This is a genomic window from Paenibacillus sp. sgz302190, from assembly GCF_059820445.1.
The window spans coordinates 40,183-58,403 of sequence record NZ_JBZYAO010000042.1 but is presented as its reverse complement, the minus strand read 5'-3'; the positions used below and the strand labels follow the sequence as shown (position 1 = coordinate 58,403).

The 18,221-nt window shown below is 53.7% G+C and carries 16 protein-coding genes; all 16 read right to left on the bottom strand.

The features are described from left to right. Positions 1 to 43: 43 nt before the first annotated feature. Positions 44 to 1,180, bottom strand: a complete 1,137-nt coding sequence (gene csaB, locus AC6RNO_RS30945) for a polysaccharide pyruvyl transferase CsaB (RefSeq protein WP_497107841.1) — start codon at positions 1,178 to 1,180, stop codon at positions 44 to 46. After that, a complete protein-coding gene (locus tag AC6RNO_RS30940) occupies positions 1,156 to 3,207 on the bottom strand; it encodes a DUF5693 family protein (protein ID WP_497107840.1) in 2,052 nt (683 codons plus the stop codon). Before AC6RNO_RS30940 ends, csaB begins: the two co-directional genes overlap by 25 nt. Before the next feature lie 182 nt (positions 3,208 to 3,389). Further along, positions 3,390 to 5,096, bottom strand: coding sequence for a phospho-sugar mutase (locus AC6RNO_RS30935; protein WP_497107839.1), 1,707 nt, complete (start codon positions 5,094 to 5,096; stop codon positions 3,390 to 3,392). A 30-nt stretch (positions 5,097 to 5,126) separates the two neighbouring features. Continuing rightward, positions 5,127 to 5,555, bottom strand: coding sequence for a 3-hydroxyacyl-ACP dehydratase FabZ (gene fabZ / locus AC6RNO_RS30930; protein ID WP_474684365.1), 429 nt, complete (start codon positions 5,553 to 5,555; stop codon positions 5,127 to 5,129). A gap of 149 nt (positions 5,556 to 5,704) precedes the next feature. Beyond that, on the bottom strand, positions 5,705 to 6,226 hold the full coding sequence (locus tag AC6RNO_RS30925; protein ID WP_474684366.1) for a CDP-alcohol phosphatidyltransferase family protein: 522 nt from the start codon (positions 6,224 to 6,226) through the stop codon (positions 5,705 to 5,707). 111 nt (positions 6,227 to 6,337) lie between these two features. Beyond that, positions 6,338 to 6,580 (bottom strand): DNA-directed RNA polymerase subunit beta, encoded by a 243-nt coding sequence (locus AC6RNO_RS30920; RefSeq protein ID WP_474684367.1) that lies wholly within the window; start codon positions 6,578 to 6,580, stop codon positions 6,338 to 6,340. 26 nt (positions 6,581 to 6,606) lie between these two features. Continuing rightward, complete coding sequence (locus AC6RNO_RS30915) at positions 6,607 to 7,470, bottom strand: flagellar hook-basal body protein (protein ID WP_474684368.1); 864 nt, start codon at positions 7,468 to 7,470, stop codon at positions 6,607 to 6,609. 55 nt (positions 7,471 to 7,525) lie between these two features. Beyond that, entirely contained in the window at positions 7,526 to 8,422 is an 897-nt protein-coding gene (locus tag AC6RNO_RS30910) for a flagellar hook-basal body protein (RefSeq protein ID WP_474684369.1), read from the bottom strand. A 35-nt stretch (positions 8,423 to 8,457) separates the two neighbouring features. Continuing rightward, entirely contained in the window at positions 8,458 to 9,456 is a 999-nt protein-coding gene (locus AC6RNO_RS30905; RefSeq protein WP_474684370.1) for a rod shape-determining protein, read from the bottom strand. A gap of 182 nt (positions 9,457 to 9,638) precedes the next feature. Then, complete coding sequence (gene spoIIID / locus AC6RNO_RS30900) at positions 9,639 to 9,929, bottom strand: sporulation transcriptional regulator SpoIIID (protein ID WP_474684371.1); 291 nt, start codon at positions 9,927 to 9,929, stop codon at positions 9,639 to 9,641. A gap of 249 nt (positions 9,930 to 10,178) precedes the next feature. Further along, positions 10,179 to 10,919, bottom strand: a complete 741-nt coding sequence (locus AC6RNO_RS30895; RefSeq protein ID WP_474684372.1) for a peptidoglycan DD-metalloendopeptidase family protein — start codon at positions 10,917 to 10,919, stop codon at positions 10,179 to 10,181. A gap of 100 nt (positions 10,920 to 11,019) precedes the next feature. Beyond that, positions 11,020 to 12,072, bottom strand: coding sequence for a stage II sporulation protein D (spoIID, locus tag AC6RNO_RS30890; protein WP_497107838.1), 1,053 nt, complete (start codon positions 12,070 to 12,072; stop codon positions 11,020 to 11,022). A 113-nt stretch (positions 12,073 to 12,185) separates the two neighbouring features. Next, complete coding sequence (gene murA / locus AC6RNO_RS30885) at positions 12,186 to 13,505, bottom strand: UDP-N-acetylglucosamine 1-carboxyvinyltransferase (RefSeq protein WP_497107844.1); 1,320 nt, start codon at positions 13,503 to 13,505, stop codon at positions 12,186 to 12,188. A 244-nt stretch (positions 13,506 to 13,749) separates the two neighbouring features. Beyond that, positions 13,750 to 14,001, bottom strand: a complete 252-nt coding sequence (locus AC6RNO_RS30880; RefSeq protein WP_474684374.1) for a DUF1146 family protein — start codon at positions 13,999 to 14,001, stop codon at positions 13,750 to 13,752. Between the two features lie 20 nt (positions 14,002 to 14,021). Further along, entirely contained in the window at positions 14,022 to 16,538 is a 2,517-nt protein-coding gene (locus AC6RNO_RS30875; protein ID WP_497107837.1) for a S8 family serine peptidase, read from the bottom strand. Between the two features lie 170 nt (positions 16,539 to 16,708). Further along, positions 16,709 to 18,220, bottom strand: a complete 1,512-nt coding sequence (locus AC6RNO_RS30870) for an NADH-quinone oxidoreductase subunit N (protein ID WP_474684376.1) — start codon at positions 18,218 to 18,220, stop codon at positions 16,709 to 16,711. Between the last annotated feature and the right edge of the window lies 1 nt (position 18,221).

The following is an 18,221-nucleotide window of genomic DNA, read 5'->3' as shown; positions in this document are numbered from 1 at the left end:
ATGACGTTGAAATCAGGACTTTAGTTCAGTCAAGACAAAAAAATTAGCTTTTGGAGCTGTAAAAAGCGGCGATCCGCTGCGCAGGACGCTGCGCCTGCGCTTTCAGCTCTTCGATGGCGGCGCGCTTGTCCGCCGCCCACTGCTCCCGCCCGCCGAGAAGCCGCTGCGCCTCGGCGGTCAAAGCGTCGGCATCGAAGCTTGCGGTCGATGCCGCGGCTTTCATGCCGAGCCGATGGAGGAACTGGTCGATCTTCGGATCGTACGAGATGCCGACCATCGGCACAAACTGCGAGGCTGCATAGATCAGGGAATGCAGCCTCATCCCGATGAGCAGGTCGCAGCCGGCAACCTGCTCCAGCATGTCCTGCGGATGGGCGATGCCCCGCGCCAGCTCCACACGCCCCCCGTGATCGCCGCCCATGCGGTCGATCACGAACTGCGAGGCCACCTCGTCCGAAGGGAGGTGGAAGGGCAGGAACCGCAGCCGCACGTCCGAGCGGGCTGCGAGCAGCTGCGCCAAGGACCGCGAGAGAGCTTCCAGCTCCGAGCGGTCCTCGTTCCAGAAGCGGACGGACACGCCGACCGTCCGCACCCCCGCGGGCGCGCCGTCGGCCGCGTCCGGACCGCCCGACCCGGACGCGCCGCGCAGCGGCAGGCCCATGACCGGGTCGGGCACGACCTCGATGCGCTCCCGCGGGAGGCGCATCGAAGCCAGCAGGTCCGCGGACTCCGTGTCGCGGACCGAGACATACGGGCAGCGACGGAACGCGCCGCGGATCCAGCCGTCGAACATCCGGCGGTTGACCGGGCCGATGCCCTGCGAGTACACGAACGCGGGCTTACCCAGCCACTGCGCCAGCTTGAGAATCGCCAAGTAGTAGACCATCGACTTGGCGCTCGTGACGTCCTGCAGCAGGCTGCCGCCGCCGCTGATCAATCCGTCGGCTTCCCGCAGCGCTTGCAGCACGGCTCCCGGCTTCATCCGGTGGTAGGCCCGGACACCGTACATCCGGGCGGTTTGATCGGGACTCGCCGACAGCACGATCGGTTCGATCTTCACGCCCTGCGCCTCTCCCTGCTCCTGCAGAGCGAACAGAATTGACTGCAAGACGGCTTCGTCGCCGCTGTTATCGAAGCCATAGTAACCGGAAAGCACTATTTTACAGCTCGGGGCACCCATCGTTTCCAACTCCTTGCGACAATCTCCCATGCTGCAATCAGTACGAGGCCAATCAATACGCCGAACCCGATTCCGTACGAAATGCGGATCAACGAAATGTGAAGCGGCGTATGCAAATGCGCGAACGTATCGACGATCGACAGTTGACCGATAACGCCGATAAAGAGCAAATACACAGCTTGTCTATACCGAACGGACAGGTAGGTCCCTAACAGGAAGAGCGGATGCGCGATCAGGAACTCCTTCGTCCGGGGACGTACGCCCAGCGTATTTTCCAGGAAAGAACGGAACAATTTTTCAAACGCGGACGCTTGTCCTTCGTTACCTGTTCTCGTTAAGTAATAGTAAATTGCCGCAAGAGCAACAGCCGCCGTGACGACCCAAAGCACACTAATATAGGAAGAAAGAATTTTTCGAATTTGCGCCAGCTTGTCCGCGTACGTGTTGTTTTCGCTGAAAAGCAGCAAATAGAGACCCACGATCCCGATTGGAATCAAATGCAGCACTCCCACGCCGCGGAACTGCTGCAGCACGAGCATATATGTGATGTGATTCAGCAAAGCGACTTCATATAAGACTCCGATGAAGGAGATCGCCGAGGTTTTTATCAGCTGCCATAGTCCGTAAGCGAGGCCGGATTTCCACTTGGCCGCTTGCCCTGACCGAACCGAATGGATCGCCAGCATCATAGCCACGCTCGGCGCGCAAATCGCCGTACCCAGCGCCAGACCCTGTGCATACAGATTTGCTGAAAGTATATGCAGCGCCGCGGCTCCAAGGATGCCGACCACAAATAAGAACAGTGCGGCTTCAGGCACGAAAAAGGATACGGCAAGGGCGATCAAGCTGACTCCGCCAATTAGTATTAATGCACTCGCCGCCTTCTGCCAGGAGGTTGTCGTTACTTGGAAAGCTTTGGCTTGCCCCAAAGTAAAGCCGGCTTTTTCAATGCGCGGTATGGCCCCGTCCTTTCCGTTCAAGCTCTCGTACAGGGCGTTCAACGGATCGACCAGCTTCGCTTTGTCCGGATTTTTAAGCGGCTTGGCGTTCAAATACACCATGCGGATGTCGCGGTCCTTCACGGCAAGCACGAACCGGTCGGCGACCCCTTGTATCCGGTCCTCCAGCTCCGGTTTGGTCAGCGGCTCCATCAGCTTCTCGCCGTCTTTTTCCGTAAACGAATGCAGCCGGACGACATCGTAATTCGTTTGCTTGGCTAATGTATTGAACCCTTTTTGAGGCTCCTTGAGCATTTCGATTGCCGCCAGACCGATTCCGTTCTTATGAAGAAGTTCGGCCATTTTATTCAGATTGACTTCGGTATTTTCTTCCGTGTAGCCGGGAACTTCACTGCCGTCCACAATCATGCGCCTGACTCCGAGGTCATACAACTGCTTGAGCAGCCGATCCATATCATTCGTTACGAACGGCCGGCGGTTCGAAAGCCGCACTACAATGTTGAAGCCCTGTTCTTTAAGCATTTTCAACGTCAGCGGATCCGGATCCATCGACTTGATCGATGCTTCGTCCGAGCTCATTTCAATCACAAGCCCGTTTTTATTTTTGAAGCTCCACGGCCTCGTCGCTACTTTCAAGTCGCCGAACGCCTTCTGGATCATCGGCTGCAGCGCTTGCTGTGTGGCGTTATCGGCAAACAAAATATAAGTGAAGTTCTCGTTCGGATCGCCGAAAGTTTGTGTCAACGACATCGCGTCCCGGGAGTTGTACATCTCGATTCTGCGGCTCTCCCTCAGCTCGGAGAGGGTCGATTCGAAGACGGATATGGAGGTGATTCCCGCCTCTTTCATGCGTTTGAGATGATCCGCAACAAAGCTTCGCGGATTCGTCTGGACATCTGCAATATCCAGCAAATTCCGGTAATTGAAGACGAACTCCACCTGCTTCTCGGACGTTTCCGTCTGCTGACGGGCGTATACGAGCGGAAGCGAGCCGAGCATGCCTATGATGACGAGCCACCACAAAATTTTTCTGAAGGGACGATTCCACATTTGATACCGCTGTATCAAGTCATTCACTCCTGTCTGTCTGTTCGGCGCATTTCACTTATACATTCGAAAACCTCTCCATTCCCTGAAGCCGCGGGAGAAGGTCAAATGAATACGGATTTGCATTCCAGTTATCATTCATTAGACGACCTATCCCCGACTCAGGTTCTGAAGAGGTTCATTCCATTCTATTGAAAATTTTATCAGTTCTGCGGCTGCGCGTCTACACGGCTAAGCACGTAGCGGATAATGCCGTTCAACTGTTCGGATGCTTGAGCGCCGGAATTTCCCTTCACCGCAAAATAGAACTTGATCTTGGGCTCTGTGCCGGATGGACGAAGGCAGAACCAGGAACCGTCCTCCAGGATGAATTTCAAGACGTTTTCCTTCGGCAATCCGTGAATGCCTTTTTCGTAATCTTCCGCTTCGGCTACGCGCAGGCCGTGAATATCCGCAGGGGGATTCGTTCTCCAATCCTGCATGATCCGTCCGATTTGCTCGACGCCGTCCTTGCCTTTGAGCGTTCTTGATTCCAGCTTTTCCAAAAAGTAGCCGAAAGATGCGTACAGCTCCTGCAATACCTCGTACAAGGTTTTGCCCTGCTTCTTGTAATAAGCGGCCGCTTCGCAAATGAGCATGGCGGCGATGACCGCGTCCTTGTCCCTGGCGTAGTCGCCGGCCAAATAGCCGTAGCTCTCCTCATACCCGAACAAGAAGGTATGCTCGCCGGATTTTTCGAATCCGGTCATTTTCTCGCCGATATATTTGAAACCGGTCAGCGTATTTAATGTAGGCACTCCATAATGATTGGCGATAACCGCTCCCATTTCGCTGGTTACGATCGTTTTCACTACGACGCCACCCGCAGGCAGGGCGCCGCGCTCTTTCAGGCTGGACAACAGGTAGTTGACCATTATCGCCCCGGACTGGTTGCCGGTCAGCACGAAATATTCGCCATTCGAATCTTTCACTACGGCCCCCATGCGGTCCGCATCCGGATCGGTTCCGATGATGATATCGGCATTCCAGGCTTTCGCTTGCTCGATGGCAATCGCGAAGGCGTCCTTCTCCTCCGGGTTCGGGGATTTGACGGTCGAGAACTGCGAGTCCGGCTGTTCTTGCTCCGCCACTACGCGCACCTGTTTGAAGCCGACCGCTTTCAGCACCTCGCGCACCGGCACATTTCCCGAACCGTGAAGCGGTGTAAACACAACGCGGAAATCGTCGTTGATTTCCTTGATAACTTCGGGATTCTGACTTATTCCCGACACAGCCTGAATATATTTGGCGTCTACTTCTTCGCCCAGCCATTGCAGAAGCCCTTGCGACTCCGCTTCCGCTTGCGTCAGCTTCTTCACTTTATCAAAAGCATCCACGCCGTTCACTTGCGCGATGACCTGTTCTGCAAACTCGGGAACAAGCTGGCCGCCGTCCGAGCCGTATACTTTGTAGCCGTTGTACTCCGGAGGATTGTGGCTGGCCGTGATTACGACACCCGCCGTCGCTCCGAGGTAACGCACTGCGAACGAAAGCTCCGGCGTCGGGCGAAGCGTTTTGAATACGTAAGCTTTCACTCCGTTTCCTGCAAATACCAAAGCGGATTCCAGCGCAAACTCAGGCGACATATGACGCGAATCATAGGCGATGACAATAGAAGGGCTTGGCGTTTTCGTTTGCAGCACGTATTGCGCTAACCCTTGCGAAGCGCGTCCTACAGTGTAAATATTAATCCTGTTCGTGCCTGCGCCGATTACCCCTCGCAATCCTCCTGTACCAAATTCCAGATCCTTATAAAAACGATCCTCGATTTCCTTAGCATCCCCGCTGATAGCGCGCAGTTCTTCCTTAGTTAAGGCATCAACAGCCGGGTCCTCCATCCATAATTGGTATTGTGTTTGTACACGCGTCATAGTTGTCAGGTTCATCTCCTTTTATCTGTCTTATTTATTAGCAAGGGCGAACATAAGCTCGCCTTCGACTACCACTTTGTCGCCTACTTTCGCTACGGCCTGTCCTTTTACAATCGTGCCTTTCATTCTGGTTACCGTAAGTTCAAGTGTCAACGTATCGCCGGGCACGACTTGCTCGCGCCAGCGAATACCGTCTGCGCCGGCAAATAAACCGATCTTTCCTTTATATTGAGGCATGGAAAGAATCGCCACAGCACCTACCTGTGCCAGCGCTTCTATAATAAGCACTCCCGGCATCACCGGGTATCCCGGGAAATGTCCGGCAAAAAACGGTTCATTCATCGTTACGTTTTTGATGCCTACAGCTCTGACCCCTTCTTCTAATTCCAAAATGCGGTCCACCAGCAAAAAGGGGGGCCTGTGAGGGATAATCTCCTGAATTTGATTGATATCTAGCATGCCGTTGATGCTCTCCTTTCGATGTTTGCATAAAACACAAGGCAATAACTTACAATAATGGTGTCCCCTCGCGATCTGCAGCAGTGAGGGTTGATATAAGGGAGCTTATGTGTAGACCCGTTAGGCAGGTCCATACATAGGTTCTTTTTTCACGATTTCATATTTGCTCTGCGGTTTAATAAGAGGAATTGAATGATATAGATAATGGAAGTTGCAAAGGAGACGATGATGACGAACCACAGATAGACCGTAGCGAAGTCTAACTGAAAGACGATAAATAATATGGCCAAATAATACAATACGGTCGTCAGCTTCCCCATTGCGTTAGCGGGAACGGTCAGCTTGCCCCGAAAGTGAACCAATGCCGAGCCTATAATCATGCCAAGATCCCGGATAAACATCGCTGCCGCCGCCTGCCAAGGGATCATCCCGGAAATAAGCAGCGAGAGAATGACGGCGATCATCATGCATTTGTCGGCGAGCGGGTCCAGCATAACGCCGACCTGCGTGACGAGCCCCCGGGTTCTGGCTATATATCCGTCCAAGATATCGGTGAGTCCGGCAAGGAGCAGGATGAGGAATGCGGTCCGGACGTATCCGTCAAAAAATAAGATCAAATAAACAGGGATCAGGCCAAATCTGCTTATCGTCAGGATGTTCGGTAGATTCAAGGTACCCCTCCCCTTGCTGCCACGCCTTATATATTTCTATACCCTTATCCTAAACCTTCATCCATTATACCTTTCCTTACCAAAAAATAAAACTCCCACGAGGGAGTTCTGTTAATTTGCAAACACCAGATCGTACAAGTGTTTCCAAGTGCTCATATGAAAAATTTCCGAAGCCGGCTGGCCGCCGAATTTGCTGTAGCCGAGCCAAAGACCGGCATAAATGGCCAAAAGCGCCAGGACAGGAATACGTATTATCTTTATAATTAGCAGGACGATTTTCAACCATTTAGGCTTTTGCTTTTTTTTAGGTTTTGGCTTCTGCTTATCTTTCGCAGGAGCTGACGTTTCAGACATCGAACCCGGTTCCCTCCCTATCTCCATCAGGCACGCAAGTTATTCGCGATGTTCATCATCTGATCGGAAGAAGTGATCGCCCGGGAATTCAGCTGAAGCGCTCTTTGCACCATGACCAAATCCGTCATTTCATCGGATAGGTTAACGTTGGATTGCTCCAGGAAACCCTGCATCAGCGTTACCCGGTCTGTAGGGTCGGCTTGAGCTCCGTTGACGTTTTGAAGAACATTCTGGGTATTCGCCACGCCGGCCTGCAGCGTGTACAGGTTCTCTCCCATGTCCTGCAGAAGCTGCGGACGCACGACGCGAACAAGCTTGATCTGCTGCCCTGTATCGACGGGAGCCGAGCCTGGCGCAAGCTCGTTGTACGCTCTGATTCTGCCGTCCGGTTCCACGACAGGACGGGAATTAGCCTGGATACGGATCGGCTGGCCGTCGGTGCCGTTCACAAAATAGCCTTCCTTGGTCGTCAGCACCGAGCCGCCGGTGCCGTCCGGGGTCAAGCTAAACCCGCCATTGCGCGTCCACGCGGTCTGAGGGACTTGAACCCCGTTCTGATCGGCCTTGTAGACCGTTACTTCAAAAAGCCCGTCGCCTTGAATCGCAAAGTCCGTCGAATTCCCCGTAGGCTGAATCGGTCCTTGAGCCATGTTCGTCTGAATTTGCACGAGCCTTGCGCCCCAGCCTTGGTTAAAACCGAGCGGTGAGAACCGACCCTGCTGGCGAAAGCCTTCAGGCTGGTTTTTGATATTCGTCAAGACATCCTCGAAGGAGGCCTCTTTCTTTTTGAATCCGTTGGTGTTCACATTCGCAATATTGTTCGCCAAAATATCCAGCTTCTGTTGCAAGCCATGCATAGATACCGACGAGTTGATCATTGAGTTGTTCACGGATAGTTCCCCCTAAGAGATCTGCTTCAGCAAAACCGGCTTCGAATCCGTCGCCCTATACGCGACCGACTTCATTAGCTGCTTTATCCATGCTTTTGTCGTAAAACTGAATCACTTTTTGGTTCGCTTCATACGCGCGCAAGGCAGACATCATGTCGACCATCGATTGAGCCGAATCTACGTTGGAGCGCTCGATAAAGCCTTGGCGCACCTCAACCTGGTCGCCTGGCGCAACCTGCGTTACCGTGGCTTCATCGCCGGGATTGATGCGGTACAAGCCGTTACCTTCGCGAAGCAGCAGGTTCGGGTTCTCCGCGCGGGACAGCATCAATCCGATCGGCTGGTTTGCGGCGTTCAGCATCGGCTGGCCATCGCTGTTTAGAAGCTCCCCTTTGTCGGTTACCTTAAAAGTGCGGATCGGCAAATTGGTTGCAGGATCAACCAGCACGATCGGCTGGCCGTCCCGTCCGAGCACCCGGTTGCCGTTGCCGTTCACAAGCTGTCCGGTCGGGTCGACCGTGAATTTCCCGTTCAACGAATAGCGCTGCTCGCCGTTCGCGTTCTGCACCGTAAACAGCGCTTGCGGTTGGAACGTAAGCGTGCCGTCCGCATTCACATATTTGCCCGAAGCGTCAAACGTTGCCCCGGGAACCTGAATGTTGGAAACAAGCGCGAAGTCAAAAGGATTTTGCGTCTCCTGCAAGTCGCCTTGCGCATGGAGCGAGATATTCTCTTCGGCGAACACGCCTGTGTTCAGCCTTCCGAGCGGAGCCGTCGAGGCGCCTTGGCCTCCCCGAATCGTGGAGATCAGCATTTCCGGAAACGAACGGGAGAGCGAGTTGCCTTGCTTGAATCCCGGCGAATTGATATTCGCAATGTTATTCGTAATGGTATCGTGTCTCCGCTGCTCGGAAATCATTCCGGAGGCCGCGGTGTATAGTCCTCTCAGCATGCATCTTCACCCCTGTTTGGAATCGCTAAGCCTAATTAGAATTTGCGTTTGGTCACTTTATCCAGGTTGTCCAGCATGATGCCCGTTCCTTTGACGACGCAGGACATCGGGTCCTCGGCAATCAAGACGGGCACCTTGAGCTCGTCCGCCAGCAATTGGTCCAAACCGTGCAGCATCGCTCCGCCGCCGGTCAAAATAACGCCTCTGTCGATAATGTCCGCCGAAAGCTCGGGCGGAGTCCGCTCCAGTACGCTTTTGGCCGCCGTCACGATGGATGACACCGGATCCCATAGCGCTTCCTGCACTTCGCTCGAATGAATCGTAATGGTCAGCGGCAAGCCCGATACCATGTCTCTTCCGCGAATGTCCATCTCTTCGTCGCGGCCGTCCGGATACACCGTTCCGATTCTGATTTTAATATCTTCGCTCGTCCGTTCCCCGATAAGGAGCTTGTACTTATTTTTGATATACTTCGTAATGGACGTATCGAACTTGTCCCCCGCAATCTTAATGGAAGAGGAGGTGACGATGTCGCCCATTGACAGCACGGCCACATCCGTCGTTCCTCCGCCGATATCTACAACCATGTTGCCGCTAGGCTGGAAAATGTCCATTCCGGCGCCAATCGCCGCCGCCTTCGGCTCTTCTTCCATGAATACTTCCCGGGCACCGCTGCGCTCAGCCGCTTCGCGGATCGCCTTTTGCTCGACCGAGGTAATGTTGGTGGGAGCGCAAATGAGAATTCTCGGATGAGAATACCATTGTTTGCCCCCCACTTTGGCGATAAAATGCTTCAACATCATTTCCGTGATCTCAAAGTCCGCAATAACGCCGTCCTTCAACGGACGAATCGCGATAATGTTGCCCGGCGTACGGCCTACCATCCGGAAAGCTTCCTCGCCGACGGCCAGCACGCGCTTCGTATCGCTTTCAATCGCAACAACGGAAGGCTCGTCGAGCACGACGCCTCGTCCTTTGACGTGGATGAGCACATTCGCCGTGCCGAGATCTATCCCAATATCCTTGCTGAACATTTCCTGTTAATCCTCCCTAAACCAACCGTCCATCCCGTGAAGAATCGGCGCTCATATATATAGTTCTGATCTATAAGCTAATTATAAGCTAAATTCGCTGCAAATGCATAATTTCCTCTTTTTTTTATGATAATCGACAAAAACCATTTATAGGAAGCGTCCGGGGGGGGGTGAACGGATAGCTAGGACTTGACGGTCACTAAAGTTTCGGAAGGCTTCGGACTTCTCGTTTTGCGGTATTTGATTTTCGTCGCTTCTCCTCCCCTAAGGTGCCTGATGGATTTGTGGTACTCCAGAATGTGCTTGACCTGATTGGCCAGGTCCGGGTTGATTTCCGGCAGTCTTTCCGTCAAATCTTTGTGCACCGTGCTTTTGGAAACGCCGAATTCCTTCGCAATGGTGCGGACCGTGTTCTTGGTTTCAACGATACAGGTACCGATTTTAATAGTCCGCTCTTTGATGTAATCGTGCACTCCCCTCGCCTCCCTACTCGAGATAGTTTGGTACATTATATGAGGGGCATGACTAGATATTCTACGTAACCAAGCCTGACAAGCCCAATTCGCGCATTTATTTATGAAAATCCCGGCTAAGCCAGGTTAAATGTTCCAAAATGCTGCCTCTCCGACGATGAAAAATCAGCCGCAACGATCGCCCGAAGTCGCACGCAAACGCGCAAAAAAAAGCAGCCAGTTGACCTGACTGCTTGATCATATAAGCTTTTATTGCTGTTTGTCGTTCAAAAGCGTTTCCGGATTCAGCGCTGCGCCATCCGCGCCTTGGCGAACTTCGAAGTGAAGATGGACGCCGTCTTCTTTTTCCAATTCGTTGCGTCCGGCTTTGGCCAGCACGTCGCCTTTTTTCACGTCGGCGCCTTTCGTTACTTTCACATCGGCCAAGCTCTGATAAACGGTCACCAGGCCATTGCTGTGCGTAATTTCAACCAGACTGCCGACGACCGGATTTTGCTCAACGGCCGTTACTTTGCCGCTCATCGCAGCGAGTACGTCGAAGGCCGCCTCGTCTTTCGCTTTCAGGTTGATCGCGGTATGAGGGATGAGCTGGTCATTGTATTGAATCATGGCCGCTTGCTTAACCTCATTGGACGCCTTTGCATCGTAGAATGGCATTGAAATGCTGACTTGATTTTTGTCTTTCACAGGCCATTGCATCGTTTCCGGCTGAGCCGAAACCGCAAGTGCCCCGTCCGGCGAGCTGGAGCTTTGCGCCGTTTTGTCGCTGCTGCTAACCTTAATGCCCAGATCTTCTTGGCTGACTGTTTTTCTTCCGACATCCTGGTACACCCACATTAAGGTTAAGATAATTGCCGCTGCTGCCATATACGCTGCTGGGAATACCCACTTTTTAGCTAGCAACCTCTTCCATGTGGATGGGACGCCTTGCGCTCCTTGATCATTTTTAGGAGCCTCTTCCTTTTGAAAACCTTTGTTTTGTTCATTCATGGTTATCACCTCATCAACCATTCTTGACACATTTAAAGGTTTTATACTTTCCGGAAAAGATATTTTTATAGAGACGCCGGATTGGATTAATCTGCATTTTTTAGGAAGTTTTCATAAAAGCGGAGGCTTTCTCAATAGAGATGCCCGTGTAATAATAGGTTACGATGTCCGAGGCGCTCTTCCCCTCTTTGGCCATGCCGTTAGCCCCCCATTGGCTTAAGCCGACGCCGTGGCCGTACCCGTAAGTCGTGAATTCAAGCTGCGTGCCTTTCCACTTCCATTCGAATTGCGAGGATGCCAGTCCCAACTTCTCTCTCGCTTCGCGGCCGGAGAACGTCTTGCCGCCGATGGCGATCTTCTTGATGCGGTGGCCGGCCGACCATTCCAGCACCTTCATTCCGTTCGCGCGGGCGCTTGCCGCCGATATGCCGGAGACGCCCAGTTTTTGCTGTACCGTCTTATAGCTGAGCGTCGCCGTCTCCCGGTAGCGCGGCGAAAGATTTACATCCCACGGGCTCGGCTTGCTGCGCAAATAAGGGGTGGCGACGCCAGGCCAGTAATCTTCCGAATTCTCAGTGTATCCGTTGCTCGTTGAAAAGAAAGTGGCGTTAATCGGCTTATGCTCGTAAGTGAGAATCAAATCTTTCGTTTCGCTGACGGCTTTATCGATTTTGGCCATATTGGCTTCGTAAGTTGCAGGGTCCCACTTATCCCGCAGCTCTTGTTCGTTCAAGTAAGCCTGATGCGAAGTGGTGTCAGTAACCAGCGCGTCGCTGACCGGTACGTTGCTGTAGTCTTTTTCCAAAATCCTGCGCACGACATAGGTTCTGGCGGCCATCGCCTGGGACTTCAACGCTTCCAGCTCGAACTCGACCGGCATTTCCGCCGCGAGCACGCCTTTGACATACTGTTCCAGCGGCACCGTCTCAATCATGTCTTTCTTCGTCAAATAGACGGGAATCATCGGCCCTTGTTCTTGTCCTTCAGGGCCGTTTCGCGAATCATTGACGACAGTGGGCGTGGCGGTGTGCGGAGGAATCTTTTTAACTAGTATTCCGGGGACGATGATAGTGACGGCAAGCATACTGGACAAGCAAACTGCGAACCAGAGGACGGCCCTGTGCATAAGGGCCCTTTTCTTCTTGTACATCATCTAGTGCCTCCATGAGTGCGGCATTTGGTATACCCCATCTTATGAGAGGAATTACTAGAATAGAACACGGAAAAGCCGGCCCCGAAGAGCCGGCTTGTCGAACTTTGCGTGTATTAAGCCATGGATGGCTGGATGTTGAAAAAGCCCACTTCCGGCTCTTCCTGCTGAGCGGGCTGTGGCACAACCCTGTGAATGTCCGCGCCGAGGCTGCGAAGCGCCGAGGTAATGTCCACGTAGCCGCGGTCGATGTGGTGGACGCCGGTGATCTCCGTTTCCCCGTCCGCTGCGAGCGCGGCGAGGATGAGGGCGGCGCCTGCGCGCAAGTCCGTGGCGCACACTTTGGCGCCCTGAAGCTTCGCATTGCCGCTGACAAAGGCCGTTCTGCCGTCCACTTTGATTTGCGCGTTCATATTCGTGAATTCTTCCACATGCATGAACCGGTTCTCAAACACGGTCTCGGTCACGAGACTGGTGCCGTCCGCCACCATCAGCAGCGCCATCATCTGCGACTGCATATCGGTCGGGAAGCCGGGATACGGCAGCGTCTTCACGTCTACCGCGCGAAGCGGTCCGTTCGTGCGAACCCGGATGCCGTTCTCATCCTCTTCGACGATTACGCCCATTTCCTGCAATTTGGAAATGACAGGACGGAGGTGATCGCCGATCGCGCCTTCCATGTAAAGATCGCTTCCCGTTATCGCGGCGGCGATCATATAAGTTCCTGCTTCGATTCGATCCGGAATTACCGTATGTACAGCTCCTCTGAGCCTCTCCACGCCTTCTATGCGTATAACACCCGTTCCCGCGCCGCGAATCACAGCGCCCATCGCATTCAGATAGTTCGCCAAATCTACGATTTCCGGCTCCTTGGCGGCATTCTCGATAATCGTCGTGCCTTCGGCCAGCGTAGCCGCCATCATAATATTTTCGGTGGCGCCGACGCTCGCGACGTCCAAGTAGATTTTGGCGCCTTTGAGCCTGCCCTTGATCTTGGCTTCGATGTAGCCTTGGCCGAGCTCAATTTCCGCCCCCATCGCCTCGAACCCTTTGAGATGCTGATCGATCGGCCTTGTGCCGATTGCGCAGCCGCCGGGAAGCGAAATGCGGGCCAGCCCCAGCCTCGCCAGGAGAGGCCCCATGACCAAAAAGGAAGCTCTCATTTTGCGGACGAGATCGTAAGAAGCTTCGCAGGTCGTGATCTGCTGGGCGCGAACCCGAATCGTCTGCCCTCTGTACTCCACTTCAATTCCGAGACTTTCCAACACTTTATTGATAACCATTACATCGTCAAGGGGAGGCGCGTCGTGAATGACGCTTTCGCCTTCCGCCCCCAATATGGAGGCTGCGATAATCGGCAATACCGCATTTTTCGCTCCGTTTATCTTCACCTTGCCGGCTAATTTTCGGCCACCGCGGACGATAATTTTGCTCATCATGGTCCCTCCGCGAACTTATTTTGATTGACTATATGTTCTTTTCATCGATACAGCAAGCTGAAACGCTCACTTTTCACATTTCCTAAGTTTATCATCTCACCCTATATTGGACAACTGTGTTCTTGTGGAATTTTTTGGGCTACCCATAGCATTCGGATGAAAGTTCTTTTTAGGTCCGTTCTACTACCATTGTTGACAAGAAAACTGCTCATTATTCGAAAAAACGACGAAAAATCGGAGTTTAAAACATCCGGCCAAAACCGATTGACAACCCCAGGTATTGCATGAAAAAGCTGGCTACAAGCTGGCCTAATGCGATAGACAGCAAAATTTGCAGCATGATGGCCTGTGCGCTCCTGGGCCGTTTGAGCAGAACGTCGAACCGGAACTCCTGCAGCGCCCACCATGAAGCGGCTATGCATACTAAATAGACCAGAATGTTCAAAATTGACGAAAAGGACGCAAACGAGCTTAACGTACTGCCATCCGCCATATAGACGCCCCCTATTTCGGTTATCGGTTCAATACTTTCGCCAGCATGGTGACGAATTCTGCGCGCGTAGCCTGCTCCTCAGGCCGGAACGTACCGTCCGGATAGCCGGTAATCCAGCCGTCCGCCCACATTTGCTTGAGAATTCCGGTTCCCCAGTACGATTCGTTCACATCGGTAAACGGTGAATTTCCTCTCCGCTTGCCGGTCATGTTCATACTGCGGGCCATCATCTGCGTCATTTCCATGCGCGTCAGCGTCCGATTCGGTCCAAACGTGCCGTTCGGATAGCCGTCGACAAGTCCGGCCTGCACGGTTTTGGCCACGTACTCATACGCCCAGTTCGAAGAGTCCATGTCCTTATAGCTGAGCTCCGCCTGCTTAGTCAATCGGAGCGCGCGCGCCAGCACTGCGGCGGCTTCAGCCCGGGTGATCGGGCGGTCAGGGCCGAACCGGTAGTTGCCGTAGCCGCTGATCACATCCTGACCGGCCATCTGGGCGATGGCATTCTGCGCCCAATGGCCGGCGATATCGATAAAGCCGCTAATCAATGGGTAGCTGCCTATGTTCAAGTGGTACAGCTGGCTGAGAAACGCTTGGTCCGATTGAAGTTTCACGTAGTAAGTGCCGGCCGCCAGCTTTTGCTCGAAGTATAGAGAGCTGGCTCCGTAATCGTTTTTGTAGGAAGACAGTTCTTCCAGACTGCTGTCGTACAGAGAAGCATAGATCGTCCTGCTTGTCGGAATATTCATTAAGCTGAGCTGCGCCAAACTGTCCTGGCTGAGCCGGAACTCGAACCAGTCGACATCGTCATCCTTATGAAACAATCCCTCGTAATCGGTAAACATGCTGACATGAGTAGCCTGATACGGCTTATCGTTCGGCTCGTTCGGATCGATCAGTTTGGGCGTGAATTCAATGCTGAGCGTATACTCGCCCATAATCGGCTCTATATAATCTTTGACGTTGCTGATACGGATGTAATACTGGCCGGGAAGAAGCTCCATCGGAGGACTGATCTCCGTAGCGCCGTCGCCCCCCTGATCGATCGTGATCGACTTTTCTCCCTCTTTTTGAAACAGGATGGCCGGGTCGATCCGGGCCGTATCGACGGACACCTTCAAGCGCATCGTGCCCGATTGCTCAAGCGGGATCATAAACCAGTCGACGTCGCCTTTTTGATGAAACGTTCCGCGAATGGTCTGGCTTCTGGCCGGAAGCACATACGCTTTATACTGCTTATCGTTATCTTCATACGGATCGCGGTAAATGTGGAAATCCGTGCGCAGCGAGTAGTCCAGCGCTGTACTGCGCGTGCGGTCCACCGTCTGCAGTTGCACGTAGTTCCGCCCTTTGCTTACCGGAATGGAAATCGGTCCGGCGGTGTCGGTTGTGTACATCCCGCCCGCTCCCGTTCGCACGCGAACGCCCGAGCCGTCTCCTGTCCGGATCGTCAGCAGCAAAGTTCCGTCGTAAGGAGCATCGATAGCGAACCAGTCTTGATCCTGAGCGGAGCTTAACGATGAGTGGACGTCCGTATGAACGGAGATCGTGGCCGCCATATCCATCCGGTCATTCGGTTCGAACCGGTTTTCCTTATACGGCTGCGTCAGCGCGCGGTCCACCCGCAGCATCCCGTACCCCGTATGGGCGTCCCAGCCTGTGCCTTCCAAATCCTCCGCCGTCTGTTCCAAAAGACTGCGAACCTGGTAAGCCTGCAGGCCCGGATACTTGCCCCAGACCAGCGCTGCCGCTGCAGCGACCTGCGGAGCCGCCATCGAGGTGCCGTCCTGGTACTGGTAGCCGCCTCCGAGCGCGGTCGTGTACACGTCCCAGGGAGCCACAAGGTCAAGCTCCGGCCCGAAATTCGAGCGGTAGTCCGCATGCAGGTCCGCCGTCACGCCGCCAACGGCCAGCACGGTCGGATAGGCTGCCGGGTATTTGACGCTGTTTCCCTCATTGCCAGCGGCCGCTACAAGCAGCACGTTATGGTCCTCCGCATATTGCACGATATCCGCCAAGTAATCCGAATATTTGTTCAGTCCGAGGGAAAGCACGACGATCTTGGCGCCGTGATCCACTGCGTAGCGAATCCCTTCGCCAAGCTTGGCCTCGCCGCCCGTACCGTCGGATTCCAGCGCTTTGATCGGCATCACCTTGGCGTTCGGGGCAATTCCCGCGATTCCTTTATCATTATTGCGGACAGCCGCAATGATTCCGGCCACATTCGTTCCGTGTCCGTTGTCGTCGAACGGCTTTTGTCCGGGCTGGAGCAGGTTCGTCCCATCAACCAGATTCCCGGCTAAATCAGGATGCGCAAGGTCAACGCCGGTGTCGACAACGGCCACCACGATAGGCGTCTTGGGATCGCCCGCCGCAGCCCACGCTTCATTGATATGAATCGTATCCAGATACACTTGCTTGACCCGCATCGGGTCGGTAGATTCCGGATATGCCGCTTCTGCTTTCATTGCCGTTCCTGCAAGTTCCATAACCAGTATCATTGATGTAATAAGCAGCAGGTGCCGGGTCATTTTCATGAAATCACAGGTCCCTCTTATTCATAGTAATTTTATTATAGTAATTTTTTAAGCTACTGTTCATAATAAACCTTTTACATTCTGCATTCAAACCCGATTTCCCTGCCTGCGCGGCAAAAAAACAGCCTTCTCCCACATTTACGCGGGAAAAGGCTCAAATAGAATGCCGTTTACATCATTATAAAGTCTTTGGTCAGGCTGAAAATCGATTCAATCCCTTTCAGGACAAGGTGCGGGACAAAGCCGAGCGCAACGCCGGCCAGCGCGCATATCCATACCGTAATGCCGAGCGGCAGCGGCACTTTCACCTCGGTAGACTCGTAATCGGTGCGCATGAACATTTGTCTCACGACGCCGAAGTAATAATAGAACGATACGACGCTGGTGGCAATCATAAGCGCGCCAAGCCAGTAATGCTGCGTCTGCATTGTGCCCAAAATAATGTACAGCTTCCCGAAAAACCCTCCCGAAACCGGGATGCCTGTCAAGGAAAGCACGATCAGCACCATGGCCAGAGCCGTCCAGGGCGCACGGTAATACAACCCTGCAAAACCTTTAAGCTCGGTATGTCCCTCGGCTTGCTCAACGATCATCAGTACGGCGAAAGCCCCGATGTTCATGAACAGGTAAGCGATCAGGTAAAACATAAATTCGGAAAAGTTGGCGAAATGCGCAGCCGAGAAATACGCGCTGATCGGAACGAGCAGGTAGCCCGCATTCGCAATCCCCGAATAGGCCAAAAGCCGCTTGATATTCGTCTGTTTAAGCGCAATGAAGTTCCCGGCCACCATGGCGATGGCCGCCGTAACGGACAAGGCCAGGAATACGTCCGCCTGAATCTGGCTTTGCCCGAAGCTGTTGAAGCCGAACAGCAGGTAGACGATCCGGAACAAAATCGCGAAGCCCGCCGTTTTGGATACGACGGCCAGGAATGCCGAGACCGGCGTCGGCGCGCCCTGGTACACATCCGGGGCCCAGCTGTGGAACGGAGCGGCGGCGATTTTGAAGCCGAAGCCCGCCAGCAGCAGGAAGAAGGACACGTACAGCAGCGGCTCGTATCCCGGCAGCAGCTGAGGCAGCGCCGCCCCGATCTGCGACAAATTCGTAGAGCCGCTCATGCCGTACAGAAACGACATGCCGTACAAAATGATGGCCGAGGAGACGCCTCCCATTACGATGTACTTGAAGGCTCCTTCGTTCGACTGGTTGTTCTTTTTCTTCATGGCCACGAGCAGGTAAGACGTAATGCTGAGCAGCTCCAGCCCGACAAACAGGGTAATTAAATCGCCGGAGGAAGACATAACCATCGCGCCCAATACGGCAGGGAGCAGAAAATAGTAGTATTCGCCGACATGCGGGATGTCGTCTTCCTTCACGGAGCCCAGGCTCATCAGGATGACAAATCCGGTTCCCGCCAGCAAGACGAGCTTGAACAAATTAGAGAAATCGTCCACCCGATAACTCATATTGAGAAGTTGAACCGGCTCTGCCGGATTCAATTGAAGAATGACGAACAACGCCGAGACGGCAATGCCGACAAGCGACAGCCATCCGATTACAGAGCGGCCGACCGTTCTGGGCAGGATCAAATCCAAGAGCGACAGGACGATCGCGGCGGCAACGAGCGAGAGCTCTGGAAGAAGATGCGATAAATCGGCGACATGGAGTCGTAGCTGTTCCACC

Excerpts from the sequence above, each read along its gene's own strand:
- csaB (WP_497107841.1), bottom strand. The coding sequence starts at position 1,180 with ATGGGTGCCCCGAGCTGTAAAATAGTGCTTTCCGGTTACTATGGCTTC.
- AC6RNO_RS30935 (WP_497107839.1), bottom strand. The coding sequence starts at position 5,096 with ATGACGCGTGTACAAACACAATACCAATTATGGATGGAGGACCCGGCT.
- fabZ (WP_474684365.1), bottom strand. The coding sequence starts at position 5,555 with ATGCTAGATATCAATCAAATTCAGGAGATTATCCCTCACAGGCCCCCC.
- AC6RNO_RS30920 (WP_474684367.1), bottom strand. The coding sequence starts at position 6,580 with ATGTCTGAAACGTCAGCTCCTGCGAAAGATAAGCAGAAGCCAAAACCT.
- AC6RNO_RS30910 (WP_474684369.1), bottom strand. The coding sequence starts at position 8,422 with ATGCTGAGAGGACTATACACCGCGGCCTCCGGAATGATTTCCGAGCAG.
- AC6RNO_RS30905 (WP_474684370.1), bottom strand. The coding sequence starts at position 9,456 with ATGTTCAGCAAGGATATTGGGATAGATCTCGGCACGGCGAATGTGCTC.
- AC6RNO_RS30895 (WP_474684372.1), bottom strand. The coding sequence starts at position 10,919 with ATGAATGAACAAAACAAAGGTTTTCAAAAGGAAGAGGCTCCTAAAAAT.
- spoIID (WP_497107838.1), bottom strand. The coding sequence starts at position 12,072 with ATGATGTACAAGAAGAAAAGGGCCCTTATGCACAGGGCCGTCCTCTGG.
- murA (WP_497107844.1), bottom strand. The coding sequence starts at position 13,505 with ATGAGCAAAATTATCGTCCGCGGTGGCCGAAAATTAGCCGGCAAGGTG.
- AC6RNO_RS30880 (WP_474684374.1), bottom strand. The coding sequence starts at position 14,001 with ATGGCGGATGGCAGTACGTTAAGCTCGTTTGCGTCCTTTTCGTCAATT.
- AC6RNO_RS30875 (WP_497107837.1), bottom strand. The coding sequence starts at position 16,538 with ATGAAAATGACCCGGCACCTGCTGCTTATTACATCAATGATACTGGTT.